The sequence below is a fragment of the Paenibacillus lycopersici genome (assembly GCF_010119935.1).
GTDB classification, from domain to species: domain Bacteria; phylum Bacillota; class Bacilli; order Paenibacillales; family Paenibacillaceae; genus Paenibacillus_Z; species Paenibacillus_Z lycopersici.
In genome coordinates, this window is record NZ_CP048209.1 from 2,041,640 (window position 1) to 2,067,813 (window position 26,174).

The following is a 26,174-nucleotide window of genomic DNA, read 5'->3' on the forward strand; positions in this document are numbered from 1 at the left end:
TGCACGGAGAAAGCCGGGCAACGCTTCCGTCGGTCGCGCGGTTACCGAGGTGATGCGCTGTGCCGTTTTTTCATATTGGGGATGTAGGGCTGTACGTACAGGAGCCGGCCGCCGGCGGGCAGGGCCGGGAGGGAACCGTCATCTGCGTCCACCCGCCGTGCTTGACGAGCAGGCTGTTCGGCAGCATCGAGGATCAGCTGGGCGCGACGCATCGGTTGATCCGCTGGGATATACGCGGTCATGGGTTCAGCGACAGCGGGAACAGCCGCATGACGCTTGGGATGATCGCGGAGGATATGCGACTGCTGCTCGATAAGCTTGACGTGAAGCGGGCGTACGTGTGCGCATACGGGGCGGGCTCGTTCCCGGCGCTCGCGGCGCTGCTGCTGCATCCGCAGCGGTTCGTCGGCGGCATGCTGCTGTCGGGAAGCGCGGCGTATACCGATATTCGCAGCCGCTCGAAGCTGCAGGCCGCTTATATATCGAGCATGCTCGCGCCGAAGGAGCCCATCGCCTTCAAGGCGGCCTGGAGCGAGGCGCGGACGCGGACGGAATTCGAGGAGCTGCGGACGGAAGCCAAGCTGGGCGATCCGGCCAGGTGGAGGGACTACGCGGCGGCATGCCTGGAGGACGGGCTGGAACGCCGCGTCCGCCATATCAAGCAGCCGGTGCTGCTGCTCTATGGGGCGAAGGATTCGCTGGGCGGCATATACGCCTCGCGTCTGCACCGGCTGCTCCCGAACAGCGAGCTGTTCGGCATCAACGGCGCCAAGGGCCAGCTGGCGACGCACGAGCCGGTGACGACATCGTTCGTCATGTCTCGCTGGATGGCGAAGCAGGAGCATCCGGAGCTTGCCGATACGCATGACGAGCGGGAGGCGCTGCTTCGGGAGCTCTCCGACCATGGCGTCAAGGAAGGCGCGGAGGGAAGCGTGACTCACGCGCAGACGCTTCGAAATTCCTACGTGCATTAAGGAAGAAGAGAGGGAAAGTTCCCTTCGCAAGGGGGAATTTTCTTTTTTTGCGTCCTGAAAAACGGACCTCTTTTATGATAGACTAGTAAACAAGAATACAAGGCGGATGGAGTCGAACATGAAATGCGGATCGGCAATATGCACCAATTTACGGAACATCACCGCTATTACACCTTTCGCGATTTTTCGCTAAGCGCCGTCGACCGTAAAATGATCGGGCTGATCTATCAATCGATGATCGGCGCTTTTGCCGTGGGGCTCTATCACCTGCTCTATCAGCAGGTGGCGGATGACCGCGTCGGCTACTCGGAGCTGGAGCCGCAGCGCAAATTGCTGCTCGGGCTCGGTCTGGAGATGCATGAGCGCGGGCGGCAGGAGCTGGTCAATCAGGCATCGCGTTTGGAAGCTGTCGGCTTGCTTCAGGCGACGCGGCTCGGAGTGCCGGACAATGACGATGTCGTGTACGAATACGAAGTGGTCAAGCCGCTGTCTCCGGACGAGTTCTTCAATAGTCCGCATCTGACGCTGCTGCTGCGGGATAAGGTCGGCAAGCATTCCGTCATTGCGCTTCGGGAATCCTTCTATTCGCAGGAGTCCGACGAGCTGGCGGGCGCGGAGCTGACGCGCGAGGACATTACGGTGCCGTTCTACGAGCTGTTCCGCTTGAACACGCAAGGCTTCGACCCCGAGCTGGAGCAGGCGCTGACGGAAGTCGCGCCATCCCGGCAGGCCGCGCCGAAGCAGCAGCCCGCGGAAACGGCAGGCATGCAGTACGGGGAGATCATCATGCGCTTCCCGCGCAATTCGCGCAACCGGCAGCATGTCGAACGGCTTCGCGGCAATGACGAAGCGATGGCGCAGCTGAATTACGTCGCGTACAAATACAGCTTGAGCGTCGTTGACGTCTGCCGGCTGCTGGACGAGGACCATGCGTTCTCCCCGCAAGGAGAGCTGCAGATCGACGAGCTGCAGCTGCGGGGCAATCAGATGTTCCGGCAGGACCGCAAGCGCCAGGACGAGCGCGAACGGCTGTACGGCCGGATGGAGTCGCTCAGAGCCGATAATGCCAAGGAAGGCGCCGCGGACGAGATGCCGGACGAAGTGGGCGTGCTGGCGGAATTCTATATGGACGTGCCGGCTCAGCTTGCCGGCCGCTGCGATATTCATCAATACAACATGCTGATGCGGAACGAGCCGCACACCCGGTTTATCGCGCGCTTCTTCAAAGGCGCCGTGCCGGACGATTTCATTCGGCAGTTCGATAAGTTCGATTTGAACTATCGCATGCAGGGCGCCGTGATTAACGTACTCATTCATTACGTCTTCGGCCTGCTGGATGCGGACCGTCTCAATAGAGGCATTATCGATTCGATTGCGAACAACATGCTCGTGCAAGGCGTCGAAACGTTCGAGCAGGCGGTCGGCTACGTGCGCAAACAGCTGCAGGTCGACCAGGACAAGGAACGGCGCAGGGAGAGCGGGAACGCGGCGCCGGCGGGCGCCAGAAGGAACGGCGGAAGCGCCGCGGCCGCGAAAGGCAGGCGCAAGCCGCTTATTCCGATGGTGCCGGAAACGACGAACGGCGCGGCGCTCACGGATGAGGAAATGGAAGAGATCCGGCGCTTGACGCGCAAGCTGGATGGCAAATAGAATTCGAAGCAGAAGGGAAGAGGTGAAGCCAACATGGCGATGGAGTCGCTGGGCGATCTGCTGAAGGCGATGCCGGGCGGCAGGAATATTCGGCAGCATGCGGACAAATTGATGGCCGACCTGCTTGCGGACCCGCTTGTCGCGAAGCTTCGCGCGAAATACCCGGAGCTGGACGAGTCGACGATCCGGCTCAATATGAACCGCGTTTACCAATGTACCCAGGAATACCGCAATTGTTCGAATTGCCAAGGACTCGACCAGTGCCCGAACGATTTCGAAGGCCATTATACCGAGTTGTCCTGCGAGACGGTCGGCGGCCTCGTGCAGCTGACGGACCGCAAGGTCACGTGCAAGAAGCTGATTGCCAGGCAGAGCGAAGACCGGATTCGGAGCCGGATTCGCAGCTTCTACATGGATGAACGGGCGCTGTCGCACGGCTATTCCGTGGACGAGATCTTCTCCCGGGACGCCGAGCGGATGAAATCCGTTCTTCAGGTGATCAGCTATATCGACCGGACGAAGGAAGAAGGACTGCAGCCGGAAGGGCTGTACTTGAGCGGTTCGTTCGGTACGGGCAAGACGTTCCTGATGTGTTATATGCTGCATGAGCTGGCGAAAACGGGACTTACGGGCGCGATCGTCTACATGCCGGAATTCGTCGAGGACATGAAGACGCTCATGCTGGAGCAGGGCAAGGTGAAAGAAACGGTCGATATGCTGAAGGAGACGGATCTCCTGATCTTCGACGATATCGGGGCGGAGAACTTAAATCCGTGGGTGCGGGATCATGTGCTTGGCGCGATCCTGAACTACCGGATGAACCGCAAGCCGACCTTCTACACGTCGAATTACAGCCTGGACGATATCGAGCAGCATTTCAGCTTCACGAACAAGGACGGCGACGACGAGCATAGAGGCCAGCGGCTGATGGACCGGATCCGTCATTACGTGCAGCCGGTGCATGTCACGGGCCATAACAAGCGCGGACGTTCGAAGTAGCGGGCGCCGCGGTAAGAGCGCGGACTTAGTAACGGGAAGAGCGAATAATGCCGACCATAAAGGCGGTTCGCCTGACATAGGGAAATCTCCATTCACGCACGAATAACAGACGAATAACACACGAAAATGACCTCGAAATCCGCAGCCAAGCGGATTTCGAGGTCATTTTTGTCGAAGCAGCGCGATGCTTATTGCTCGAGCAGCAGATTCGCGAGCACCTGCGTCGCTTCCGCGCGGGTGGCGCTTCCGCGCGGCGCGAACAGGCCGACGCTGCCTTGCATCAATCCGGCGTGCACCGCGGATTGCACTTCCGGCTTCGCCCATGCGCTGATGGCGTTCGCGTCCTTGAAGACCGCAAGATCAGACGCGCTGCCGCCCGGGGCTTCGCTGCCGTGCTGTTTGGCGTATATCCGCGCGATCATGGCCGCCATCTCTTCGCGGGCGATCGGCTTGCCCGGCTCGAACTTGCCGCCGGTCGTGCCGTTGACGATGCCGTTCGCGTAAGCGGCCGCCGTCGTTTCGGCGTACCAGCTGTCGGCCGGCACGTCCGCGAACGGCGCGTCGCCCGTCGCTTTCAGGCCGAGCGCGCGGACCAGCATCGCCGCGAATTCGGCGCGCGTCACGTTCTGCTTCGGACCGAACTGGCTGGCCGAGATGCCTTGAACGACATGCTTCGCCGTCATTTCCTGGATGACGCCTGCCGCCCAGTACGTCGCAGGGACGTCCGTATAGTTCTTGGCGTAGACGAATACGCCGTAATTGCTGAAATGGCTGACCTCCGCCGACAAGGTCCGGTCGCGCAGGACGCCGCCGATATATTCGACTGCGCCGCCGTCGGAGAAGTAATAGATGCCGGCGAGCCGCGCGTCCGTATCGCCTTGAAGCTTGAATTGCAGGGCGACCGGCGCAGGGAACGCGCTGAGCTTGCTGAGCGTTCCGTCTTCCTTCGCGATGCCGAGCGTGAACGCGTACAGGCTGCCTTGCGGCACGAGACCTGCGCCGGATTGTCCGGACTTCGCCAAGGCCGCCTTCAGCTCGTCAGCCGACAAGGCCTGAACATGCAGCGAAATTTGGGCTTTGCCATCGCTGCCGGCCAATGTGCCGAGCGCGCTCAGCACGTCCTTCGGCAGCGTTACCGAGCCGTTCGGAAGCAGGATGCGCAGGCTGCCGCCGCCGAGCGATTGGCTGATGGCCGCCGGCAGCAGCACTTCCACGTTGCCGCCACCTCCGCCGCCGAGCTGGCCTGCGGTGTCCAGCGTGACGATGCCGCCGACCGGCGCGGGAAGATCGGATAGGGCGAAATGAATCTGAACGGCTGCGTTGTCCGTCGGACCGGTGCCGGTATTGCCGCCGCCGCCCGAGGTTGTTGTTGAACCGCCGCCGCCGTTTCCAACGCCGTTACCGCCGCCGCCGCTGCTGGATGCAACGCTGAACGTCGCCGAAGCGACATTCGTGCCTTGTCCGGCAGCGATCTTATACGTTCCCGCCGGCGCGGAGGAAGACAGCTTGAACGAGTCCTGGAAGCGGCCGCCGCTCGATGCGGCGATGTCGAAGAAGAGCACGGTACCGTCGGGATCCAATACTTTTATGATGACGTCCGCAGCGTCGGTCGCGCCGCTGATCGTAACCGTGTCGCCGGCATAGCGGGTCGGGACGGCGTCGATCGACGTGCCCGTCTGTACGGTGGCCGACGCTTCGGCGGCATAAGCCGCAGTCGGCACGGCGGAAGGGAGCGCCATCGTTATCCCTGAGGCCAATGCCAGCGCCGCGATCAAAACTTTTCTTTTCAACGTTAGAACTCCTTTCGATTCGGCGATTCCCGGCGGGCCGGCCGCTGGCTGGCCTGCCGGGAGCGCCTTCGGTCATGGTTAAGACGGTTGGAGTTACAGGTTGACGTTCGTAATCCGGCCCTTCACGCTGGCTGTGATCGTGCCGTGGTCGAACGTATTCAGCACGTAGTTGTAGAACGCTTCGATATCCGAGATGCCTGCCTGCTGGTTCGTGCCCTGCGTCAGAATCGTGTAGTTGTCGCCCCCGGCGGCCATGAAGTTGTTCACGACGGCCGTGTAAGCCGTATTATCTTCGATCGGCGTGCCGTCTTCCTTGGTCAAGGACACGACCCGTTCGCCGATCGGCTTGCTGAAATCGGCCGTATACTTCAAGCCGGAGATTTGCAGCGTCTTCGTATCCGCGGCTGCCGCGCCCCATTGCTGCTGAAGCAGCGTCTTGATTTGAGCGCCGGTCAGCGTCATCTTGACGAGCTGGTTGCCGAACGGCTGGATACGGAACAGATCGGAGTAGACGATCGTGCCTTTCGGCAGATCGGCGCGAATGCCGCCCGGATTCATGAAGGCGAAGTCGGTCTGCATCGCATCCTTCATCGCGTCGGCGATCAGGCTTCCGAGCGCGATCTCTTGCGTATACGCATTTTCTTTCGCAATGACGGCCGCGGTCGTGCCGACAGGCTCCAGCAGCTCGGGATGTCTGGTCAAGGAAGCCTGCACGATTCCGGCTGCGCCGGCATCGGGCGTAATTCCGTCGTGGAACACGTCGACGATCTTCGCCGACTTCTTCACGATGTCATGCGTAGCCGGATCGATCTCTAGATCGACGTCCGAGAACGCGGTCCCGTAGGAGGCCGATTGGACGATGAGCTTGTCGTTCACCGTACCGTTCACCTTGACGTGGTTGTCGCCCGAGAAAATAACGTCGATCTCGTCGTCGACGGCATTGGCGAGATCCGCCGCTTCGCCGGTAATGACGCCGTCTTTCTGCGTAGCGGGATCATGCGCGAGCACGACGATGGCTTTGACGCCCTGCGCCTTCAATTCCGCCGCCGCCGCATTGACGACCGGCGCTTGGTCGACGATGTCGACCGGAGCCAGCGCGGCAGGGGACACTTTGCTTGGCGTCAGCATCGTGACGACGCCGATGAAGCCGATTTTCTCGCCGCCGACTTCTTTGACCACATACGGCGCGATGATAGGCTGATGCGTGGTTTTGTCGATGACGTTGGCATTGACGTAATCCATGTTCGCCTTCGCGTACGCCACGCTCGTGTTAATCGGGTCTTGCCCGCCGTTCAGTTGAGCCATCAGCGCAGGCACGCCTTGATCGAATTCATGATTGCCGAGCGTGCCTACATCGAAGCCCATGTAATTCAACCAGTCGAGCGTGGGCTTGTCCCGTTCGAGCGCGGATACCGGGGAGCTTGCGCCGACGGAATCGCCGTTCTGGATAAGCAGCGTGTTGGCCGGATTTTGCGATTCGTATTGCTTCAGGTAAGCCGACAAGTAATCGACGCCGCCTACGGTTTTGCCGCTGGCCTTATCGATATCCGAGAAGTCCAATTGGCCGTGGAAATCGTTGATGCCGAGCAATTGCACGTTCACGTTGCCGCTGCCTTCGCCGCCGCCCGGCTGAGGCGCATGGCTGCCGCTCACGTCGAGCTTGAACACGTTGAAGCCTTTGTCGTCCGTTCTGTCCAGGGACGTGATTTGCGGATTCTCGGCAAGATACGGCGCGGCGGCCGGAGACGAGGTGAACGTGACGTTCAGGTCGCCTGCGATCGGCGCGATCGACCAGTTGCCGTCCGCGGACGGATTGATCGTATGTTGGGCCGTAATATAGTCCATCAGCACTTGACGGTTCTCCGTTGCCGAGTCGATCACGATCGGCGCGCCCTTCAGACCCGGGAAGTTGCCGCCGCCGCCGGCGCGGTAATTGTTCGTGACGACGATGAAGGACTGATTCGGGTCGATCGCTTGACCGTTATACTTCAGGTCCGCGATCCGGCTGGACGTGCCGTCATTGACCGTGCCGTCAGCCTTGTACTTCGCCGGCTTCGTGACGTCGATCCGGTACGTGACGCCGTCGATGACGTCGAAGTTGTACACCGGGAAGCTTGGGTTAAGCAGCGGCTGTTCGCCGGACTTGGCCGGGTCGACCTGATTGAACATGCCCGCCGACATTTCCAGCCATTCCTTGATATCGGAGCCTTTCAGCTTGACCGCTTTCAGCGTGTTGTCGTAGAGATACAAGTCGCTTGCGCTCTTGATCGCCAAGCTGCCCTTCTTGATATCGGTATACTCGCTCGGGCCGTTGCGTCCCGCTTTGAACGGCGCGCCCGCGGACAGAATCGGCAAGCTCTTGTCCGGGGAGTCGCTCGAAGCGAGCGTCTGCTCCGCGAACCATTTCTGCGCCTGGTTGACGATTTGAACCGACGGGTCGTCCTGCACGAGCGCGAAGTAGCTGTAGATCGGCGCCGTCGTGTCGCCGATGGCTTGATTGACGTAAGCGATCGTAGCTTCGTGCTCGGCCTTGATGGCGTCGACGATTGCCGGATCGGCGTCGACGAGCGGCTTCTTGTTCACCGTATCGTAGATGTATTTGTTCTGCGATTGCGAGTTGACGACTTGCCATTTGCCGTCCGCCTTCTTCAGCGTCAGGTCGATGATGCCGAGGTTCGCGCCGCCGAAGCCGGCTTGTACGGCCGCAACGCCGTTAATGGTGCCCTTGGCGTTGTCGACGCCCGGAAGCGGGTTGCCGCTTGCGTCCTTGAACAGCGCGTCGAGCGTGCTTACGCTCGTGGCCGGGAAAATTTTATGCGTATGCGAGAACGTAATGGCGTCGATGCCCGGCACTTTGCTGAGCGGATAGACGGCGTCTTCCGAGCTCGCGCCTGCAACGGCCGAGCCGTTGAAGCCGGAGTGCGTCAGCGCGACGACGATGTCCGCGCCTTCCGCGCGCATCTGCGGAACGAATTTCTGAGCGGTCGCGACGATATCCTTCGTGATGACTTTACCGCTTAGATTGTCTTTGTCCCAATCCATGATTTGCGGCGTGACGAGGCCGAGGAAGCCGACCTTGACCGTCTGCTCGCGTCCGCTGGCGTCTTTGAACGTTTTGTTCATAATGATGTACGGCTTGTACTTGTTGACGTCGTTATCCGGATTCGAGTCGTGGTCGTCGACGTACACGTTCGCGTTGACGTAAGGGAAGTCCGCGTCGTCGATCGCTTCGTCCAAATAATCGAGGCCGTAATTGAATTCATGATTGCCGAATGTCGCGATATCGTAGCCCAATAGATTCATGGCTTTATACGCAGGGTGAACTTGCTTGTCGGCAAGCGGCTGAATCTTCGCCATGTACGTGCCGAGCGGCGTGCCTTGCAGCAAATCTCCGTTGTCGACGAGCAGGGAATTCGTCGCTTCGGCGCGCGATTGCTTGATCAGCGCGGCGGTTTTGACGAGTCCTACCGTATCGGACGGAGCGTCTTTGTAGTAGTCATAGTTCATGAAGTTCGTATGAATGTCCGTCGTTTCCATGATACGCAGCTGCAGGGTGTCGTCGATCGTGATCGGATCGGCAAGGCTGGTGCCGACTTCGGTCAGGCTGCCGCCGTATTTATCCACGACGAATACTTTCACGTAGAGCTGGCTGCCGGTGCGGTTGAAGTGCGCCGTCACCTTCTCGGGGCTCGTGATGTCTTTCGTCAATGCCGTGATGCCGACAGGCACGTTGCCGTCGAAGAGCTCGAATACGACGGATTCGTCGCCGGCATGCGAGACGCTGCCCGGCGTAACGACAACGCTTGCCATGATGCCGCCGTCCGATGACAGCGTCGGGCTCGAGAGCGCGAACGGTTTGTCGGCGACAACTCCTTGCGTGTCATTGACTGCGACGGCGGACGTTTCTGCTTTTACGGGAGCGGCGAGGTAGGACGAGGCCAGAAAGCCGGCGAGAAGGGAGGCGGCCAATGCGGACCGCGACATTCTCTTGCGAACGGAAACCATTTTTTAGGTACTCCACCTTTCTATTGGTCTAAGGTATTATAGCCTCGCAAATGTAAGGGGAGATTTAATTTCGTATTAACGTTTCGAAAAGCCAGACAATTTGTCGCGCGGCGGCCTTTAATTACGACATCGTCCGTCATAGGAAAGACCGCACGGCTTAGGCTGTGCGGTCTTCTTAGGATATGCAGGCGAATTATGGTTTATAGATTTTGTCGAACACGCCGCCGTCGTTGAAGAATTTGGCCTGCGCGCTGTCCCAGCCGCCGAAGTTCTTGATGTTCGTCAGCTCGAGGCTCTTGAATTGCTTGGCGTACTTGGCCGCAACGGCCAGGTTTGTCGGACGGTAGAAGTTCTGCGCGACGATCTCTTGGCCTTCGTTCGTGTAGAGGTAATCCAGATACGCTTTGGCGACGTCGCGCGTGCCGTGCTTGTCGGCGTTCTTGTTGACGACGGCAACCGGCGGCTCGGCCAGGATGCTGTAGGAAGGCGTCACGATTTCGAAGTCCTTCGGATGCTCCTTAAGCGCCAGATACGCTTCGTTCTCCCAAGCGAGCAGCACGTCGCCGATGCCGCGTTCCACGAATGTCGTCGTCGAACCGCGGGCGCCGGAGTCCAGCACCGGTACGTTCTTGTACAGCTTCGCGACGAAATCGGTCGCTTTCGCTTCGTTGTGGTTGTTATGCTTCAGCGCGTAAGCCCATGCCGCGAGGAAGTTCCAGCGCGCGCCGCCGCTCGTCTTCGGATTCGGCGTAATGACGGAAACGTTCTTCTGAACCAGGTCGCTCCAATCCTTGATTTTCTTCGGATTGCCCTTGCGGACGAGGAAGACGATCGTCGACGTGTACGGCGAGCTGTTCTTCGCGAAGCGGCTTTGCCAGCCGTCGTTAATGAGTCCGGCGCGCTGGATTTCATTGATGTCGTAAGCGAGCGCCAAAGTGACGACATCCGCTTCCAGGCCGTCGATGACGGAGCGGGCTTGCGCGCCGGAGCCGCCGTGCGATTGCTTGATCGTGACGTTCTGACCGGTTTTCTTCTTCCAGTAGGAAGCGAACGCCTTGTCGAACTGCACGTACAGCTCGCGCGTCGGATCGTAGGAGACGTTCAGCAGCGTGACGTCTTTCTTGGTCGTCTTCGCGGATGCGGCAAAGCTTGTGGAGGATAAGGACAGGATGAGCGTGATGACGGTAAAGACGATGAGCAGCTTTCTCTTCATAGACAACAACTCCCCGGTATCGATATGTATCCGCCGAGCATCGGTCCGGGCAAATAAAAGGAGGCCCCGAACGTCCGCTACAATCGTCGGCAATGAGCGCCAATAGCGGTTCGATCGAGGCCTCCGGTGGACCGGTCGGCTTGATGGACTCATCATAATCCAGACAATTCCAAGTTGTCAACTAAGATTTATTCGATTTAAAAGGGGCGGTTACGGGCTGCACGCAGAGCGGGTTGCGGTCGGCACGAGGCTGTTTTCTGGGAGGGGATGGGTATAGAAGGGCAGAAAATGGGTCTGAAGGCCAGCCTCTCCGGATAGCTGAACCCCTATATAAGAAGAACTGATAGGTCTCATAAATTTCCCGAAAAAAATGAATTGACAAGAAAGCTTATCCATTGCTAATATTGCCACATAACCAACTAAACGGGTAGGAATAAATTGTTTTAGCTACCGGTCAACGCGGCGCCGAAACAGGTTCATTATCTGTCAAACGATGATAAGGGGTGCTTTTACATGTCCAACATGAAAAAGAGAACGTTTGTACCGCTGAAAACGCTGATGATCCTGGTCGCTTTCGCGATCGCCCTGACCGGCTGCGGATGGGATTCGGGCCCGAACGAGAAATCCGGTACTAACGGTGCCGCGAACCAATCCGGCACGAACGGCAAGACGGATGCCAACGCATCGAACGGCAATGCAGCCGAACCCGCGTCGACAAACGGCGACGGATCGAAGAAGTCCGTTGAACTGCTCAACGTCTCCTACGATCCGACGCGTGAATTATATGAAGCCTACAATAAACTGTTCGCCGACTATTGGAAGCAGGAGAAGGGCCAGGACGTCACGATCAAGCAATCCCACGGCGGTTCCGGTGCGCAAGCCCGGGCGGTCATCGACGGCTTGAAAGCCGATGTCGTGACGCTGGCGCTCGGCTACGATATCGACTCCGTCGCGGATAAGGGCCTGCTCGCGTCCGATTGGCAGCAGAAATTCGATAACAACAGCTCGCCGTACACGTCGACGATCGTCTTCCTCGTCCGCAAAGGCAATCCGAAAGGCATTAAGGACTGGGACGATCTCGTGAAGAAAGGCGTGGGCGTCATTACGCCGAATCCGAAGACGAGCGGCGGCGCGCGCTGGAATTACCTTGCGGCCTGGGGCTACGCGCTGAAGAAGAACAACGGCGACGAAGCGAAAGCGCAGGAATTCGTCAAAGCGCTGTTCCACAACGTACCGGTGCTGGATACGGGCGCCCGCGGCTCGACGACGACATTCGTCGAGAAGGGCATCGGCGACGTGCTGCTCGCCTGGGAGAACGAAGCGCTGCTGTCCAAGAAGCAGCTCGGCGATAAATTCGAAATCGTCTATCCGTCCCTGAGCATCCTGGCTGAGCCTCCGGTCGCCGTCGTCGACAAGAACGTCGACAAGAAGGGCACGCGGGAAGTAGCCGAAGCGTATCTGGATTACCTCTACACGGAACCGGCCCAGCAGGTCATCGCGCAGAACTTCTACCGTCCGCAGCTGGCTTCCGTCGCGGAACAGTTCAAGGATCAATTTCCGGAAATCCCGATGCTGAACATCGACGACGATTTCGGCGGTTGGGCAGAAGCGCAGAAGAAACATTTCAGCGACGGCGGCGTGTTCGACCAGATCTATACGCCGGGCGCATAAGCGAACGAGGAGCTGACTCTATCCATGACGAGTTCCGCCAAGAAGAGAACGAAGCCGCGCAGCGTGCTTCCGGGCTTCGGCCTATCGCTCGGATTTACCGTATTCTACTTAAGCCTTATCGTTATCATTCCGTTAATCGGCATTGTCGTCAAAACGACCGGGCTGACGCCGGAGCAGTTCTGGAAGACCGTGACGAACGCCAGGGTGCTCGCATCCTACAAAATCAGCTTCCTGACCTCCTTCTTCGCGGCGCTCGTCAATCTCGTCTTCGGACTGCTCATCGCCTGGGTGCTCGTCCGCTATAAATTTCCGGGCAAGAAACTGATCGACAGCTTGATCGACATGCCGTTCGCGCTGCCGACGGCCGTGGCGGGCATTTCCCTGACGGCCATCTACGCGCCGAACGGCTGGGTCGGCAAGCTGCTCGAGCCGCTCGGCATCAAAGTGGCGTTCACGCCGCTTGGGATTACGCTGGCTCTGATCTTCATCGGACTGCCGTTCGTGGTGCGAACGGTGCAGCCCGTGCTGCAGGACCTCGACCATGAGGTCGAGGAAGCCGCGGTCATGCTCGGCGCCTTCCGCTTGCGGACGTTCCGCCGGGTCGTGCTGCCGGAGCTGATTCCGCCGCTCTTGACCGGCTTTGCCCTTGCTTTCGCGAGAGGCATCGGGGAATACGGCTCCGTCGTCTTCATCTCCGGCAACATGCCGATGAAGACGGAGATCGCGCCGCTGCTCATCATGACGAAGCTGGAACAGTTCGATTACCGCGGCGCGACGGCGATCGCCCTCGTCATGCTCGTCGTATCGTTCCTGCTGCTGCTGCTGATCAACTACCTGCAATGGCGGAGCAATCGCCGCGTTGTGACGACCTAAGGACGACATAAGGAGGGATAGACATGGCTGGAGCTGTTACCGTACATTTGGCCGAGAAGACGGCGCGTCCGAAGCATATCACCGAATCGCTCGTCGTCCGGATCGTCCTGACCGCGATCGCGCTGCTGTTCCTGGGCTTGGTCGTCGTGCTGCCGCTGCTGTCGGTCTTCATCGAAGCGTTCAAGAAGGGAACGGACGTGTACTTCGCGGCGCTGCGGGATCCCGACGCGCTGTCGGCGCTGAAGCTGACGCTGCTGACGGCGGTCATCGCCGTTCCGCTCAACACCGTGTTCGGCGTCGCGGCGGCATGGGCGATCAGCAAGTTCCGGTTCAGGGGCAAGAACGTGCTCATTACGCTGATCGATCTGCCGTTCGCGGTGTCGCCGGTCATCGCGGGCCTCGTGTTCATCCTGCTGTTCGGCGCGCAGGGCTTCCTCGGACCGTGGCTCGACAATCACAATATCCAGATCGTGTTCGCGCTGCCGGGCATCGTGCTCGCGACGACATTCGTGACCTTCCCGTTCGTCGCCCGGGAGCTGATCCCGCTCATGCAGGCGCAGGGGGTGCAGGAGGAGGAAGCCGCCGCAAGCCTCGGGGCGAAAGGATGGCAGATCTTCTGGCGCGTGACGCTGCCGAACATCAAGTGGGGCCTGCTCTACGGCGTTATTCTATGCAACGCGAGAGCGATGGGCGAATTCGGCGCCGTGTCCGTCGTCTCCGGCCATATCCGCGGAGAGACCAACACGCTGCCGCTGCATATAGAAATTTTATATAACGAATATCAATTCTCCGCATCGTTCGCTGTCGCCTCGCTGCTCGTCATGCTGGCGGTGCTGACGCTGATCGTGAAGAGCTTCATCGAATGGCGAACCGCCAAGCAGCTTCCGAAATAAGCTGATGCTTTCGAAGCGCGTTTTGTATTCATTGCCGTGTACCTGGCATTATGCTTCGCACAAAACTTTGAGGCTGATGCTTTCGAAGCGAGTTTTGTATTCATTGCCGTGTACTTGGCATTATGCTTCGCACAAAACTTTGAGGTGGGCTGAAGATGCATATTGAGATTAGGAACGTCAACAAGTCATTCGGCAGCCATCAAGCCGTCCATGACGTGAGCTTCGCCATCGAGAGAGGCAAGCTGATCGGCCTGCTCGGGCCGAGCGGCGGCGGCAAGTCGACGCTGCTGCGCATCCTGGCAGGGCTGGAGACGCCGGATTCCGGCGATATCTTCATTAACGGCCAGCGCGTCAACGACGTGCAGCCGCAGCTGCGCGGCATCGGCTTCGTGTTCCAGAACTACGCCTTGTTCAAGCATATGACCGTCTTCGATAACATTGCGTTCGGCCTGACGATTCGCAAGGCAAGCAAGGCGGAGATTCGAGCTCGCGTCGGAGAACTGCTCGACTTGACGGGGCTGCGCGGTTTCGAGCAGCGTTATCCGCATCAGCTCTCCGGCGGACAGCGGCAGCGTGTCGCGTTTGCGCGGGCGCTTGCGCCGCGGCCGGAGCTGCTGCTGCTGGACGAACCGTTCGCGGCGATCGATGCGAAGGTGCGCAAGGAGCTGCGAACTTGGCTGAAGGGCCTCATCGCCGAGCTCGGCATCACGTCGATTTTCGTCACGCATGACCAGGACGAAGCGGTCGAGGTGGCCGACGAGATGCTGATCGTGCAGCAGGGCCGGCTGGAGCAGCAGGGCTCGCCGCTCCATATATATACCGATCCGCGTACGGCGTTCGTCGCCGGGTTCATCGGCCAGTCGAGCATCGTCGAACAGCCGGGCAGTCTGCCCGGGTTCGAGCGAGCCGCGCTGGCGGATGGCGCACGGGCGATCATTCGCCCCGAGTTCGTGGAAGTGGGGCGCAAGGAAGAGCTCGCCTTCCCGTCCGCCGCCGTGCAAGGCAAAGTGCGCCATGTCTTCTTCCGCGGCGCGCATCTGGAGCTGGACGTGGAGGTCGGCGACAACCGGCTGTCCGCGCACCGGTCCCTCGATCAGACGCCGCTGCAGCCTGGCGAGGATGTAGCCGTCCTGATTCATCGCATGTACGTCATTTCGGAAGAAACGGCGACGATGGTCGAGAATCCGCTCAAGATCGATCCGCTGCCGGTTCATATTTAATCGTCGTCGGACTTACAAGCTGCAGGCACTTATTCTTGTCAATGAAGAAGCACCTATTTAGCACCAATTTTAGGAGGGGTTTATGATGGCGAAGCCAATCGTGTTGGACCAAGAATGGTTAGATCGCATTGCGACGCAAGTCAACGGGCTGGAATACGGATCGGTTCTGATTACCGTGCACGACGGCCGCGTCGTCCAGATCGACAGAACCGAGCGCAAGCGGTTCGAGACGGGTTCGGCCAAGCAGCAGCCGCCGGCCCAGCTTGCCGGGGATAAGTTGAAGGCCGTTGGCAAATAGGGCCTTAGCCATTTGCCCAGCGGATCTGGAAAGAAGCCTCTCTGACGGGAGAGCGAATAGCTAAACGCCCGAAACTCGCTTTACGCTGAGCTTCGGGCGTTTGCTGCATGTCGGGAAGAGGCTGCTATTCGCGATTCGCGGACTGCGCGCGCTCCTGTCCGACGTCCGTCGCTTGGGCCGGCCAGAACGAATACCGCCCGCACAGCACGATAAGCGCCGGGACAAGAAACGGCCGAACGATGAACGTATCCAGGAGCACGCCGAGTGCCGTGATTGTGCCGAATTGCACGAGCACTTGAATCGGGAGCGTGGCGAGCACGGCGAACGTGCCGGCCAGGATGAGACCCGCGGACGTAATAACGGAGCTTGTCTGGGACACGCCTTCTTTGATGGCTTGGCGAAGCGGCATGACGCGGGATTTCGTCCAGATGCTCGAAACCATGAAGATATTATAGTCCTCCCCCAACGCCACGATGAAGACGAATGAGTAAAGCGGGATGAGGCCTTGGATCGCATCCGCGCCGAAGAAGTAATGCAGGACGATCCAGCCGAGGCCGAGCGCGCTGCAATAGGACAGGACCACGGTCGCGATCAAGAAAAGCATGGCAACGATGGAACGGAGGTAGACGAGCAGCAGAAGCGCGATGAGTATTAAGATGAACGGGATGATAAGCTTGGCGTCATCGCTTGTCGTTTGTCTCGTATCGTACTGCTCGGCCGTTTGTCCGCCGATCCATACCTTGCCGGCTGCGCCGTCGATTTCGGATTCCTCCAGCGCTTGTTCGGCGGCCGCTCTCAAGCCGGGCAGGCGATCGATCGCTTCATTGGAATAAGGATTGACGGCAAGTTCGACTTCATAGCTCAAGATTCCGGAATCTTGGCTGCCTTGCCGGGCGTCGGCAACGTTCTTTACGTATGGCAGCGCCGTAAGCGCCTCCTTCACGCCGATCGATCTGCCCTCGGATTGAACGAGAACCTGGACGGGAGCCAGCTCCCCCGCGTTGAAATGATCGCCGATCAGCGCGAAGCCTTCTCTGGAACCCATATCGGCGGGGAAAGAGGACAACGTGTCGAACGTGTATTTGATTTGGGTGGCAAAAATCGCGCCGATCACCAGGATTAACGTCGCGAGGATCGTAATCCGCTTCGGTTTCTTGAGCACGAAATCGCCGAGGCGGTCGCTTGCCGTTGCCCGGACGCGAGGCGCCGGCAGCGGTTTGCCCTTTGCCGTGGCACGGCTGATCTCCATCTCGCGCGTACGCGGAACGAACGGGTAGAATGAAGCTCTGCCGATTATCGCGAGCAAGGCGGGAACCAGCGTCAGGCTTGCGATCATCATGATCAGGATCGCGAGGCTGAACGGAACCGCGAATCGGCGAACGGTGCCGTATTCGCCGAACAGCAGGACGAGCAGCGAGAATACGACGGTCAGTCCGCTCATGGCGATCGCGCCCGCGGAACCGCCGAAGGCAAGCTTCAGCGCGCCGAATATCCCGGCTTCTTCGTTCAATTCCTTGCGGAATCTTGCAATGAGGAAGAGACAGTAATCCGTCCCGGCGCCGAACAGCAGCACGGTCATGATCGACAGCGCCTGCGAATCGAAGCTTATCCAGCCCATATCGGCCATCCACCCGAGCAGCGGCGTGATAGCGCCATAAGCGAAGCCGACGGCGACAAGCGGAATGAGCGCCAGTACCGGGGAGCGGTAAATGAGCAGGAGGAAAACGAGAACCAAGGCGACGGTCGCGATGAGCAGCGAAACGTCGGCGTTACCGAAAAGGCCCGACGCGTCGACGGCGATGCCGACCGGACCCGTGACGCGGGCGGCCAGTGCAGTGGAGTCGGTTAGCGCCGTCTCGAACGGGTGCTGATCGCCGAAGATGCGGTCGACGCGCTGTTCCAATTCATTCAAGCCTTCCTTCAACCCGTCGCTGTCGGCCTTCTTCTCGAAGAGCACCGGCTGCACGAACGTCGTACCGTCCGCGGAAACCTGCTTCTTCATTGCGTCAAGAGGCATGCGGTCTAGCGGAACGGCGCTTTGCTGATGCGGGACGGGATTGGCCCCGAGCTGCTTCGAGAGCGCTTGGATGCCTTGCAAATCCGCGTCCGTCAACCCGTCTGCGCGAAACCAAGTAAGCAGTGCGGGCACACCGTCATCTGTCGAAAATTGCTGCTGGATCAACCGGGCGGCTTGCATGGACGGTTGGTCCGCGCCGAGGTTGCTTAGCGTGTCGTCCTTTCGCTCGTTCGCGCCGGGCAGCAGGGTGCTCAGCGTAGCGACGGATATAAGCCAAAGCGCGAGCGTCAGCCAACGTCCCCGGCGGCCGCCGACGGCCGCGGTTATTCGTTCCAGAGCAGTCATGTTCATTCGTTCCTCTCCTTGGAATTCGGTCAGTTATCTAGCGCTTCATTAAATAAGCGCTGTAATTACGCCTTTCGGCTTATCAAGTGATAAGCGGATTGTGTGAAAAAAGGCTAACCGGGACAGCTAAACCGAAGGGGGTTCAGCTGCCGATAAGCCGTAAAGCAATACGTTGACTAACATAAGCGCTTGTTGTTTGCAGGCGTTTATGTTTCTTCCCGCGCCTTCTCCCGCGCTTTTCGCGGCCGTGCTGCCCGGAGTGCCCACGGCCTGCGCGGCGAGCGTCTGATTGATGAGCCCCATGAGCAGGAGCGCGGACCTCTCGGCGTCGATGCCCGATTGCCCGGAGCTGCGAAGCTCCCCGGTTCGCTGGCCGTTCTCGAAAATCGAGACGATGGGCGCGAGATAGGCGGTTCTCCAAAGCGCATAAACCGCCGCCTGCGATTCCGGCGACAGTTCATGCCGGATGTCGTGAAACATCTGACCTAAATCCTCGGGATGATTGACGATCATGTACGTCGTCACGTGAAGCAGGCATTCATGGATGGCGGGTCCGCGGTGAATGATCCGCTCCAGCGTTTTCCGAGTGCCTTCGCAGACGTAGCGCATGACATCGACGTAGAGGGATTGTTTATCCGAGAAGTGATGGTAGAGCGCCGGCTGCGTGAGTGCGCAGGCATCTGCGATTTGCCGCGTCGAGACGGCGCGGTAGCCGTATGCCATGAACAGCTCTTTCGCCGTCTTGACGATCATGGCCCTTGTTTCATGCGATTGATTCGTTTTATGTGCTGCCATTCGTTCGGGTCCTTTCGCTGAATCGCTTATCGCTTGATAAGATCTTACATCGCCCGACGCTCGAACGTCAATCAATCGTAATCGATCGCGGGGCGCGCCTGGTTCTCGCGGGCGGCCAGCCGTTTGTCCGCGCTCTTCTTGGCGCGCTTCGTGACGGCTTGCTCCTTCTTCGCTTGATGCGCAAGCTCGCGGCCGGTTTTCTTGTAGCTGGCGTAACGGCGCTCATCCAGCGATCCGTTCCGCAGCGCTTGCTTGACGGCGCAGCCGAGCTCGGCTCCGTGCTTGCAATCGCGGAACCGGCAGGAGGCGGCCAGCGCCTCGATATCCGAGAACGCTTCCTGCCGGCCGTCGCCGGCATCCCACAGCTGCAATTCGCGCATGCCCGGCGTGTCCATCATGATGAAGCCGCCGGGAAGCGGGAACAGCTCGCGGTGGGTCGTCGTATGACGTCCGCGCGCATCGTCTTCGCGGACGCCTTGCACATGCTGGCGCTCTTCGCCGGCCAGCCAGTTGAGCAGCGTCGACTTGCCGGCGCCGGACGAGCCGGTGACCGCGATCGTGCGGCCCGGACGCAAGTACGGCGCCAGCTCGCCGCGGCCTTGATCCTCCAGCGCGCTGACCGCATGGACGGGCACGCCGGGCGCGGCCGACTCGACTTCCGCGACGCGGCGGCCGGCATCGTCGCACAAGTCCGCTTTGGTCAGCAGCACGACGGGCGAGGCGCCGCTTTCCCATGCCGCGACCAGATAGCGCTCGATTTTGGAGACGTTATAGTCGCCGTTCAATGCATTGACGATGAACAGCGTGTCGATATTCGCGCCGATGACCTGCTCCTCCGGAACGGATCCGGCGGCGCGGCGGATCATCGCCGTGCGGCGCGGCAGCACGCCGTGAATAACAGCGCGCCGTTCGCCGGGCAGCGGTTGCGCCAGCACCCAGTCGCCGACGGCCGGATAGTCGCCGCGCGCGGAAGCCTGGAACTGAAATTTGCCGCTCACTTCGGCGGCCAGCTCGCCAGCTTCGCAGCGCACGCGGTACTGGTTCGTGAACTGGGCCGTAACGCGTGCGGGAACGAGACCGGCAGCCGGCTTCGGAGCCGCTTCGAACGCGGTCTGCCACTGCTCGTTCCAGCCAAACGCGCCGAGCGTGCAGGCGGCGTCGCTGCCGGCCGTGTCCGGCGCGAAGCCGTTCCCGCCGCTCGCCGAGCCGAGGCGGTCAGCCGTTTCTTGCGGATTGTTCATGCTGTGTTGATGCTCATGCGAATGCGTATGGTCCATGTTCATGGAACTTAGTTTCAAATTGAAAACCCCTTTTGGTCGAATAGTCGGTTTGCTTGCCATTGTTCAAGCCGTTATAGCCGTTAAAGCCGTTCATGGTTGGACAGGGCGACAGGACGACAGTCGAAAACGTCAAAAAAAGACCGCAGGAAGTAGCTCCTGCGGTCTGCTCGCGGATGGGGCGGCGCCGTCCGATGCGCGAACCGCTTCGATGCCTCGTACATGCGTACGCGTTCGAAGCCGATCGCCGTCGGCAAGGGCGCCCCTTGGCCCGGACAGAAAAAAACCGCAGGAAACCGAAGCATCCGGTTCCCTGCGGCATTGAAACGGCATTACATTGCCGGTTCTTCTATAATCCGTCCGAGACCGATGCGTATGCGATTTCCTTCACAGATAAGATCGTGTAAGTTGCTGCCATTTCACATCAGCCTCCTCGTTGGTTTGATGATGCCATTTTATGCCGAAACCGCCAGGTTTGTCAACCGGCGATTTCGGCAGCCGTCGTTCCCGTGTCGATTCCCGTGAAAGTTTGGCTATACCCATGCTTTACCTGTACGCCGGCGTTCGAATCTGCCACAATGAGCGTGCCGCGATTCGCCGGCGCATCCGATAAGAAAGGGTGATATCCGATGACGAACGGACTGAATATCGCAACCGCCGCTATACGGAGGGCTGCGCGCGCATGACCATCCCCCTGCCAAAGGAGGTCTTGAATAATGAGCGAAAAGCAGCGTAATGAAACGGAAAACGAACTCCTGAACGAAGATCAAATCATCGCGCGCTGGTGCGCCGATTTATATGACCAGCATTTGTTCGAGACGGATGAGGACGTCCGCTTCCTGTTATCGATGCTGGAAACGCCCTCCCTGCGCATCCTTGAGGCCTGCTGCGGCAGCGGGCGCATACTCGTGCCGCTGGCCAAAGCCGGGCACGATGCCGTCGGCTTCGACCGGGATCCGTTCATGCTGGAGCGCCTTGCAGGCAAGGCGAAGGACTTGAAGAATATCGCCTGGCGCCAGGCCGACGCGATTGCGGAAGGTTGGGGCGAAGGCTACGACGTCGTCGTGCTCGCGGGGAATATTCTGTTCAATATCGTAGCCGATGTCGCATACGAGCAAGCGCAAGCCTTGTTCATTGAACAAGCGGCAAACGCAGTCAAACCCGGCGGTCACGTGTATATCGACTACGGTTGTTTTGCCCGTCCCGAAGCCGTATTCGGCCAACCGGGTGCGCGCCTCATCTGGGAAGGCACCGACCGCGCGGGCAATACCGGGCGAATGGTGCTGCTGGACAGCGCCTACGATGCGGCGGAGGGCATAGACAGGTCTACGCGCAGATTCGATATCGCGCTGAGCAATGGCGAGGCGCTGATGAAGGACGTTCCTTCGATCAAGCATTACGCATCGCTGGAGCAGCTGCACGGCTGGCTGGAGCGCGCAGGGCTGACCGTCATCCGGGAATTCGGAGACTACCGGCGCAATCCGATCGGCGAGCATACGCACAGGGCGATTATATGGGCGCGGAAGCGATAATCCGCCGGAAAACGCGAAAGGAACGGGGATCCTGTCGAATTCCCGTTCCTTTCGCTATGTAACCGTTCAAGACCGCGCGTTGAAGAAGCGCGCCCAAGGCCAAGGCCGCCGTTGCCGGCCAATGACAACCGGCGGGCCGGATTTAGAGCTATTTAAAAGACCTTGCTCCGGCAGGCAGCCGAACCAAGGCCTTCGAATTACGAAATCGCGAATTTGATAATCACCGCAACGGCGAAAATAACGAACAGAAGGCCGAAGAACCCGCCGAACCCCATGGCGACGTCGAATAAGTCATCGCGCGGCTCCTCGTTCACGTGCTCACGTGGATCTCTAACATTTTCCATGCTTCATTTCCTCCTCTAAGGCGACGATTGCTCCCCATAGTATAACCAACTTTCAGAATAATTGTAAAGGCGCGAACGTGACAAAATTGAGGACATTTTCCATGTCGGATCCTGCATCCGCTAAGTTCTTCCGCCGCAATCGAAACCGCCATGTGGTACAATAAAAGGTAGCGATCGACCGGGAGGGAGAGGAACATGGGCGACAATCACGCAAGCGAGACGTCCGCCGACAGGCGTCTTGCGGAAGAACGGATCCGCGGCAAGCTCGCGCTGCTGCCGGATCAGCCCGGCTGCTATTTAATGAAGGACGGCAGCGGCACCATCATCTATGTCGGCAAGGCGAAAGTGCTCAAAAATCGCGTGCGGTCGTATTTTAACGGCAGCCATAACGGCAAGACGCTGCGGCTCGTCTCGCAGATCCGCGATTTCGAATATATCGTCACGTCCAGCAACATGGAAGCGCTCATTCTCGAGTGCAATTTGATCAAGCAGTATCACCCGCGCTACAACGTTCTGCTCAAGGACGACAAGACGTTTCCTTATATCAAAATCACGAGCGAGAAGCATCCCAAGCTCGAGGTGACGCGGCGCATCGTGAAGGACAAGGGCAAGTATTTCGGACCGTATCCGAACGCGTTCGCGGCCCAGCAGACGAAGAAGCTGCTCGACCGGCTGTATCCGCTGCGCAAATGCGGGACGCTGCCGGACAAGGTATGTCTCTACTATCATCTGGGACAATGCGTCGCGCCATGCGAATTCGATATCGCGCCGGGGACGTACGAGACGATGGTCCAGGAGATTACCCGGTTTCTGGGCGGCGGGCATGACGAGGTGAGGAAGGCGCTGCAGGCCAAGATGGAAGCGGCCGCCGAGGAGATGGAATTCGAACGGGCGAAGGAATTCCGCGACCAGATTATCGCCATCGACGCCGTCATGGAGAAGCAGAAGATTACGATGAACGACGCGATGGACCGCGACGTGTTCGGCTTCGCGGTCGACAAGGGCTGGATGTGCGTGCAAATCATGTACATGCGGCAGGGCAAGCTGATCGAGCGCCGGGCGACGATGTTCCCGTATTACGGCAATGCGTACGACGACTTCATGACGTTCGTGACCCAGTATTATTCGGAGAACCCGGCGCTGCCGAAGGAGATTTTCCTGCCGGCGCTGCCCGGCGCGGATACCGCGGAGGAGCTAGCGCCATCGATGGAAGCGGCTGACGGACAAGGCGCCGGCTCCGTTACGCTGACGGATGCGGCGGAAGCCAGGCAGCCGGCATCGCTCGCCGCCGAAGCGCAATCCGATTACCGGCTCGGCCATGAGGCCGTCGCGGCCGAAACGGAAGGCGAAACGGAAACGGAAACGGAAGGCGGCGAAACTGAAGCTTCCGTCGCGATCAGAGCGGTCGAAGCGGACGAGGATGCAGCCGATGCCGAAGAAGCGCCGGCCGCCGGCACGCCGGAAGCGGAGCTGCGGAGCTCGCTGCAGAAATGGCTGAAGGTGAAGGTGTTCATTCCCCAGCGCGGGCGGAAGAAGGACGTCGTGGCCATGGCCGTTCATAATGCCAGCATGGCGCTCGAAGAGAAGTTCAAGCTGATCGAGCGCGACGAGGACCGCACGTTCAAGGCGGCGGAAGGGCTCGCGGAAGCGATCGGCCTGCCGCAGGTGAGCCGGATCGAAGCGTTCGACAACTCCAACATCCAGGGCACGAATCCCGTGTCCGCGATGGTCGTCTTCACGGACGGCAAGCCGGACAAGAAGGAATACCGCAAGTATAAGGTCAAGACCGTCCAAGGCCCGGACGATTACGAGACGATGCGGGAAGTCGTCCGCCGCCGCTACGAGCGGGTGCTGAACGAAGGGCTGCCGCTGCCGGATCTGATCATCGTCGACGGCGGCCGGGGACAGATCTCGGCCGCGCTGGACGTCCTGGAGAACGAGCTCGGCCTCGCCGTTCCGGTATGCGGCCTCGTCAAGGACGCCAAGCATAAGACGGCGCAGCTCATGACGGGCGACCCTCCGGAAGTGGTGCCGCTCGCGCGCGACAGCCAGGCGTTCTACCTGCTCCAGCGCATTCAGGACGAGGTGCACCGTTTCGCCATCACGTTCCACCGCGAGCAGCGGGCCAAGTCGATGGTCGCCTCGAGGCTCGACGCCATTCCGGGCATCGGCGAGAAGCGGCGCAAGGCGCTCCTGAAGCATTTCGGCTCCATTAAGAAAATCAAAGAGGCCGCAATCGAAGATTTCCGGCCTCTGTCGATCGGCGAGAAGCTCGCCGCGCAAATTATCGAAGCATTGAGGGAGGAACCGTCCTAGACGGTTTCGACCCTCTTTTTTTATATAAGCATGCATCAACTTCTTCCTTATATACGCCATCTTCTATTTCGCCGGAATGGAACGCGCCGCGCCGCTTAAGCCGGCGATAGCCGTCTCCTCTTGTCCCATGCCCGGAAGAGCCAGGCGATCGGAATCGGCAGAACGATGTAGAAGATGCCGATCAGCACGTCGCCGGCGCCGCCCATGAACATGAGCGAGATCGCCATCATCGTGCTGTCGAAGATCGCATGCGCGAACAGCACGGTAATGAAGCCGAAGCGCAGGAACAGGAAGCTGAAGACGAGACCGATGACGGTCAGCTCCAGCAGCCGCGTCGTCGACGGGAAGATCGGATACGTGACATGGCCGAGCGCCCAGATGATCGTCGGGATGAGCGACGCGACGAACGAGTTTTTGAACCAGCGCTTCAGCAGCCCGATACCGAACAGCCGGAACACCGCTTCCTCCGAGATGGCGGCGCACCAAGCGAGGAGCGGGAACGCCCAGGGGACCGCCAGATTGTACGTCGATTGCGTGACGTCGGTGGTAGCCCAGGAGCCGTAGGCATGCATGAGAACGATGAAGATGACCGTCTGCAGGCCAAGCAGCGCGAAGGCCGACAAATAGCCGAGCCACATGCTGCGCCATACATGCTCGCCATAGCCGGCTTGGCCGTAACGGGGCCATAAGCTGCGGCCCATCGACCGCCACAGACCGTCGCCGGCGACGAGCGAGAAATAGACGGCGAGGGCCATGACGATCGTCACGAGGCAGGTCACGAGCACGGCCGCCGCCGCGAGTATGCTGCCGTCGGCCGTTTCGCCGTAGCCGGCGAGAAGGCCGTCTTTCATGTTGATATCGTTGACGATATACATGACGAGGAACAGCAGCGTAATGACGATCCCTCTAACGAACGAGCTGTGTTTGCGATAAAGCGATGCATAGATGATAGCCAGAATAAACAGCACGAAGGAGAGGAACAGGCTGCCGATGGTCGACAAGTAATTGGCGAGCTTCTTCTGCTTCGTTACATAATCGGCATAGCTCTCCGGAACGACGAAAGCCGGCTTGAACTTCACGATGCGGTAGCCGCCGTTATCCAGTTGCTCGCTGCGAATGCCGAGCATCAGCTTCGCCTCTCCGACGTCGGAGGTTGTTTGCTCCAGCCAGATATCGCCGGTTTCCGGCTGCGTCCGGTACACCTTCAGCCCGGATTTCTGATAGCCTTGGGACGAAGCGAACGCGAGCGCGGATTCCTGCAGCCCGCTGCCCCGGGCGGGCTTGACGTCCTTGTCGTCCAGCCGGTTCCAGCCGACAACCTTGCCGCTCTGCATATGAACGTAGACGAACGCCATGCTGTTATCCGGCATTTCCGCGTTCACTTGAAACGTATCCGTCGGAAGCGTCGCATCGTATTTGTCTTCATAGCTGCGGGTCAGCTTGTTCTTCTCCAGGTAGCCGTACAGCATGCTGTCCGATTGATGAACGGCATGAACGCTCAAGGGCCGGTTTCCGTACTGCCGCTGCACGAAGGAAGCCGCGAGCTGCTCGGCTTTGCTCTTGGCGATGACCGGCTCGCTGTTGTTGGAGAAGAACGATTCCGCCGTCGATGGAACGATTTGAATGAGCAAATAAAGAATGATGCCGATTCCGGCCAGCCAGCCGAACCATTTCCAATTGGGCTTTAATTGCAATGCATCCATGCAGCACCTCGTTTGCGCGTATTGTACAACAACCTGCAAGACGTAGAAGACGAGTCAATTGCCTAACCTTAACATATCCGATTTGCCGTTTTCCATGATCGGCAGGCGGCGGTAACGCCGGCGGCGCGACCGAGCTGCGCGAACGTACATGTCCTATTCATATTCGCCGATTCCGCCATTAAACCGCCATTCGCCATATAAATGGAAGGAAAAAATGGCGTCCGCGTCCGCTGTCTGCCGCTCATGCGCAAAGAAAGGC

18 protein-coding genes are annotated in these 26,174 nt (G+C 59.5%); 10 read left to right on the forward strand and 8 right to left on the reverse strand.

Annotated elements, in window-relative coordinates; all coding sequences use genetic code 11:
• Nucleotides 1–59 precede the first annotated feature (59 nt).
• From GXP70_RS08815 to dnaI, 3 genes are all read left to right on the forward strand, one after another.
• A complete protein-coding gene (locus tag GXP70_RS08815) occupies nucleotides 60–974 on the forward strand; it encodes an alpha/beta fold hydrolase (RefSeq protein WP_162356100.1) in 915 nt (304 codons plus the stop codon).
• Nucleotides 975–1,097: 123 nt separating this feature from the next.
• On the forward strand, nucleotides 1,098–2,624 hold the full coding sequence (locus GXP70_RS08820; protein ID WP_162356101.1) for a replication initiation and membrane attachment family protein: 1,527 nt from the start codon (nucleotides 1,098–1,100) through the stop codon (nucleotides 2,622–2,624).
• Between the two features lie 39 nt (nucleotides 2,625–2,663).
• Nucleotides 2,664–3,623 carry a primosomal protein DnaI gene (gene dnaI, locus GXP70_RS08825; RefSeq protein ID WP_162360377.1) on the forward strand — a complete coding sequence of 320 codons (960 nt, stop codon included), beginning with the start codon at nucleotides 2,664–2,666 and terminating at the stop codon, nucleotides 3,621–3,623.
• Nucleotides 3,624–3,811: 188 nt separating this feature from the next.
• Here the strand turns inward: dnaI and GXP70_RS08830 are convergent, their stop codons facing one another.
• From GXP70_RS08830 to GXP70_RS08840, 3 genes are all read right to left on the reverse strand, one after another.
• Nucleotides 3,812–5,413 (reverse strand): S-layer homology domain-containing protein, encoded by a 1,602-nt coding sequence (locus GXP70_RS08830; protein ID WP_162356102.1) that lies wholly within the window; start codon nucleotides 5,411–5,413, stop codon nucleotides 3,812–3,814.
• Between the two features lie 93 nt (nucleotides 5,414–5,506).
• Nucleotides 5,507–9,418, reverse strand: a complete 3,912-nt coding sequence (locus GXP70_RS08835) for a bifunctional 2',3'-cyclic-nucleotide 2'-phosphodiesterase/3'-nucleotidase (protein WP_225442728.1) — start codon at nucleotides 9,416–9,418, stop codon at nucleotides 5,507–5,509.
• Nucleotides 9,419–9,611: 193 nt separating this feature from the next.
• Nucleotides 9,612–10,631, reverse strand: a complete 1,020-nt coding sequence (locus tag GXP70_RS08840) for a sulfate ABC transporter substrate-binding protein (RefSeq protein ID WP_162356103.1) — start codon at nucleotides 10,629–10,631, stop codon at nucleotides 9,612–9,614.
• 522 nt (nucleotides 10,632–11,153) lie between these two features.
• Here GXP70_RS08840 and GXP70_RS08845 point away from each other — a divergent pair.
• The 5 genes from GXP70_RS08845 to GXP70_RS08865 all read left to right on the forward strand — a co-directional run bounded on the left by GXP70_RS08845 (nucleotide 11,154) and on the right by GXP70_RS08865 (nucleotide 15,586).
• Nucleotides 11,154–12,302 carry a sulfate ABC transporter substrate-binding protein gene (locus tag GXP70_RS08845; protein WP_162360379.1) on the forward strand — a complete coding sequence of 383 codons (1,149 nt, stop codon included), beginning with the start codon at nucleotides 11,154–11,156 and terminating at the stop codon, nucleotides 12,300–12,302.
• A gap of 24 nt (nucleotides 12,303–12,326) precedes the next feature.
• On the forward strand, nucleotides 12,327–13,175 hold the full coding sequence (gene cysT, locus GXP70_RS08850; RefSeq protein WP_162356104.1) for a sulfate ABC transporter permease subunit CysT: 849 nt from the start codon (nucleotides 12,327–12,329) through the stop codon (nucleotides 13,173–13,175).
• A gap of 23 nt (nucleotides 13,176–13,198) precedes the next feature.
• The gene (cysW, locus tag GXP70_RS08855) at nucleotides 13,199–14,068 is read left to right on the forward strand and encodes a sulfate ABC transporter permease subunit CysW (protein ID WP_162356105.1); all 870 of its coding nucleotides are present in this window, start codon (nucleotides 13,199–13,201) and stop codon (nucleotides 14,066–14,068) included.
• A gap of 155 nt (nucleotides 14,069–14,223) precedes the next feature.
• Nucleotides 14,224–15,288, forward strand: coding sequence for an ABC transporter ATP-binding protein (locus GXP70_RS08860; protein ID WP_162356106.1), 1,065 nt, complete (start codon nucleotides 14,224–14,226; stop codon nucleotides 15,286–15,288).
• Nucleotides 15,289–15,373: 85 nt separating this feature from the next.
• Complete coding sequence (locus GXP70_RS08865) at nucleotides 15,374–15,586, forward strand: YezD family protein (RefSeq protein WP_162356107.1); 213 nt, start codon at nucleotides 15,374–15,376, stop codon at nucleotides 15,584–15,586.
• A 124-nt stretch (nucleotides 15,587–15,710) separates the two neighbouring features.
• Here GXP70_RS08865 and GXP70_RS08870 read toward each other — a convergent pair whose 3' ends face one another.
• From GXP70_RS08870 to rsgA, 3 genes are all read right to left on the reverse strand, one after another.
• Nucleotides 15,711–17,954: an MMPL family transporter gene (locus GXP70_RS08870; protein WP_318652419.1), complete on the reverse strand. Its 2,244-nt coding sequence runs from the start codon at nucleotides 17,952–17,954 to the stop codon at nucleotides 15,711–15,713.
• Nucleotides 17,955–18,074: 120 nt separating this feature from the next.
• On the reverse strand, nucleotides 18,075–18,743 hold the full coding sequence (locus GXP70_RS08875) for a TetR/AcrR family transcriptional regulator (protein ID WP_162356108.1): 669 nt from the start codon (nucleotides 18,741–18,743) through the stop codon (nucleotides 18,075–18,077).
• A gap of 71 nt (nucleotides 18,744–18,814) precedes the next feature.
• Nucleotides 18,815–20,041, reverse strand: a complete 1,227-nt coding sequence (gene rsgA, locus GXP70_RS08880; RefSeq protein WP_225442729.1) for a ribosome small subunit-dependent GTPase A — start codon at nucleotides 20,039–20,041, stop codon at nucleotides 18,815–18,817.
• Nucleotides 20,042–20,736: 695 nt separating this feature from the next.
• Here rsgA and GXP70_RS08885 point away from each other — a divergent pair.
• On the forward strand, nucleotides 20,737–21,552 hold the full coding sequence (locus GXP70_RS08885) for a class I SAM-dependent methyltransferase (RefSeq protein WP_162356109.1): 816 nt from the start codon (nucleotides 20,737–20,739) through the stop codon (nucleotides 21,550–21,552).
• Between the two features lie 197 nt (nucleotides 21,553–21,749).
• On the opposite strand, the gene GXP70_RS08890 is transcribed toward GXP70_RS08885, so the two are convergent.
• Nucleotides 21,750–21,896 carry a YqzM family protein gene (locus GXP70_RS08890; protein ID WP_162356110.1) on the reverse strand — a complete coding sequence of 49 codons (147 nt, stop codon included), beginning with the start codon at nucleotides 21,894–21,896 and terminating at the stop codon, nucleotides 21,750–21,752.
• 195 nt (nucleotides 21,897–22,091) lie between these two features.
• Here GXP70_RS08890 and uvrC point away from each other — a divergent pair, with 195 nt between their 5' ends.
• Nucleotides 22,092–24,212, forward strand: coding sequence for an excinuclease ABC subunit UvrC (gene uvrC / locus GXP70_RS08895; RefSeq protein WP_162356111.1), 2,121 nt, complete (start codon nucleotides 22,092–22,094; stop codon nucleotides 24,210–24,212).
• A gap of 95 nt (nucleotides 24,213–24,307) precedes the next feature.
• Here the strand turns inward: uvrC and GXP70_RS08900 are convergent, their stop codons facing one another.
• A complete protein-coding gene (locus GXP70_RS08900) occupies nucleotides 24,308–25,915 on the reverse strand; it encodes a CPBP family intramembrane glutamic endopeptidase (RefSeq protein WP_162356112.1) in 1,608 nt (535 codons plus the stop codon).
• Nucleotides 25,916–26,174: the final 259 nt, after the last annotated feature.

Coding starts and splice junctions, on each gene's coding strand:
- GXP70_RS08865 (WP_162356107.1), top strand. CDS start 15,374: ATGGCGAAGCCAATCGTGTTGGACCAAGAATGGTTAGATCGCATTGCG.
- uvrC (WP_162356111.1), top strand. CDS start 22,092: ATGGGCGACAATCACGCAAGCGAGACGTCCGCCGACAGGCGTCTTGCG.
- GXP70_RS08835 (WP_225442728.1), bottom strand. CDS start 9,418: ATGGTTTCCGTTCGCAAGAGAATGTCGCGGTCCGCATTGGCCGCCTCC.
- GXP70_RS08845 (WP_162360379.1), top strand. CDS start 11,154: ATGAAAAAGAGAACGTTTGTACCGCTGAAAACGCTGATGATCCTGGTC.
- GXP70_RS08875 (WP_162356108.1), bottom strand. CDS start 18,743: ATGGCAGCACATAAAACGAATCAATCGCATGAAACAAGGGCCATGATC.
- GXP70_RS08840 (WP_162356103.1), bottom strand. CDS start 10,631: ATGAAGAGAAAGCTGCTCATCGTCTTTACCGTCATCACGCTCATCCTG.
- cysT (WP_162356104.1), top strand. CDS start 12,327: ATGACGAGTTCCGCCAAGAAGAGAACGAAGCCGCGCAGCGTGCTTCCG.
- GXP70_RS08860 (WP_162356106.1), top strand. CDS start 14,224: ATGCATATTGAGATTAGGAACGTCAACAAGTCATTCGGCAGCCATCAA.
- GXP70_RS08900 (WP_162356112.1), bottom strand. CDS start 25,915: ATGGATGCATTGCAATTAAAGCCCAATTGGAAATGGTTCGGCTGGCTG.
- GXP70_RS08890 (WP_162356110.1), bottom strand. CDS start 21,896: ATGGAAAATGTTAGAGATCCACGTGAGCACGTGAACGAGGAGCCGCGC.
- cysW (WP_162356105.1), top strand. CDS start 13,199: ATGGCTGGAGCTGTTACCGTACATTTGGCCGAGAAGACGGCGCGTCCG.
- GXP70_RS08820 (WP_162356101.1), top strand. CDS start 1,098: ATGCGGATCGGCAATATGCACCAATTTACGGAACATCACCGCTATTAC.
- GXP70_RS08885 (WP_162356109.1), top strand. CDS start 20,737: ATGAGCGAAAAGCAGCGTAATGAAACGGAAAACGAACTCCTGAACGAA.
- dnaI (WP_162360377.1), top strand. CDS start 2,664: ATGGAGTCGCTGGGCGATCTGCTGAAGGCGATGCCGGGCGGCAGGAAT.
- GXP70_RS08870 (WP_318652419.1), bottom strand. CDS start 17,954: ATGAACATGACTGCTCTGGAACGAATAACCGCGGCCGTCGGCGGCCGC.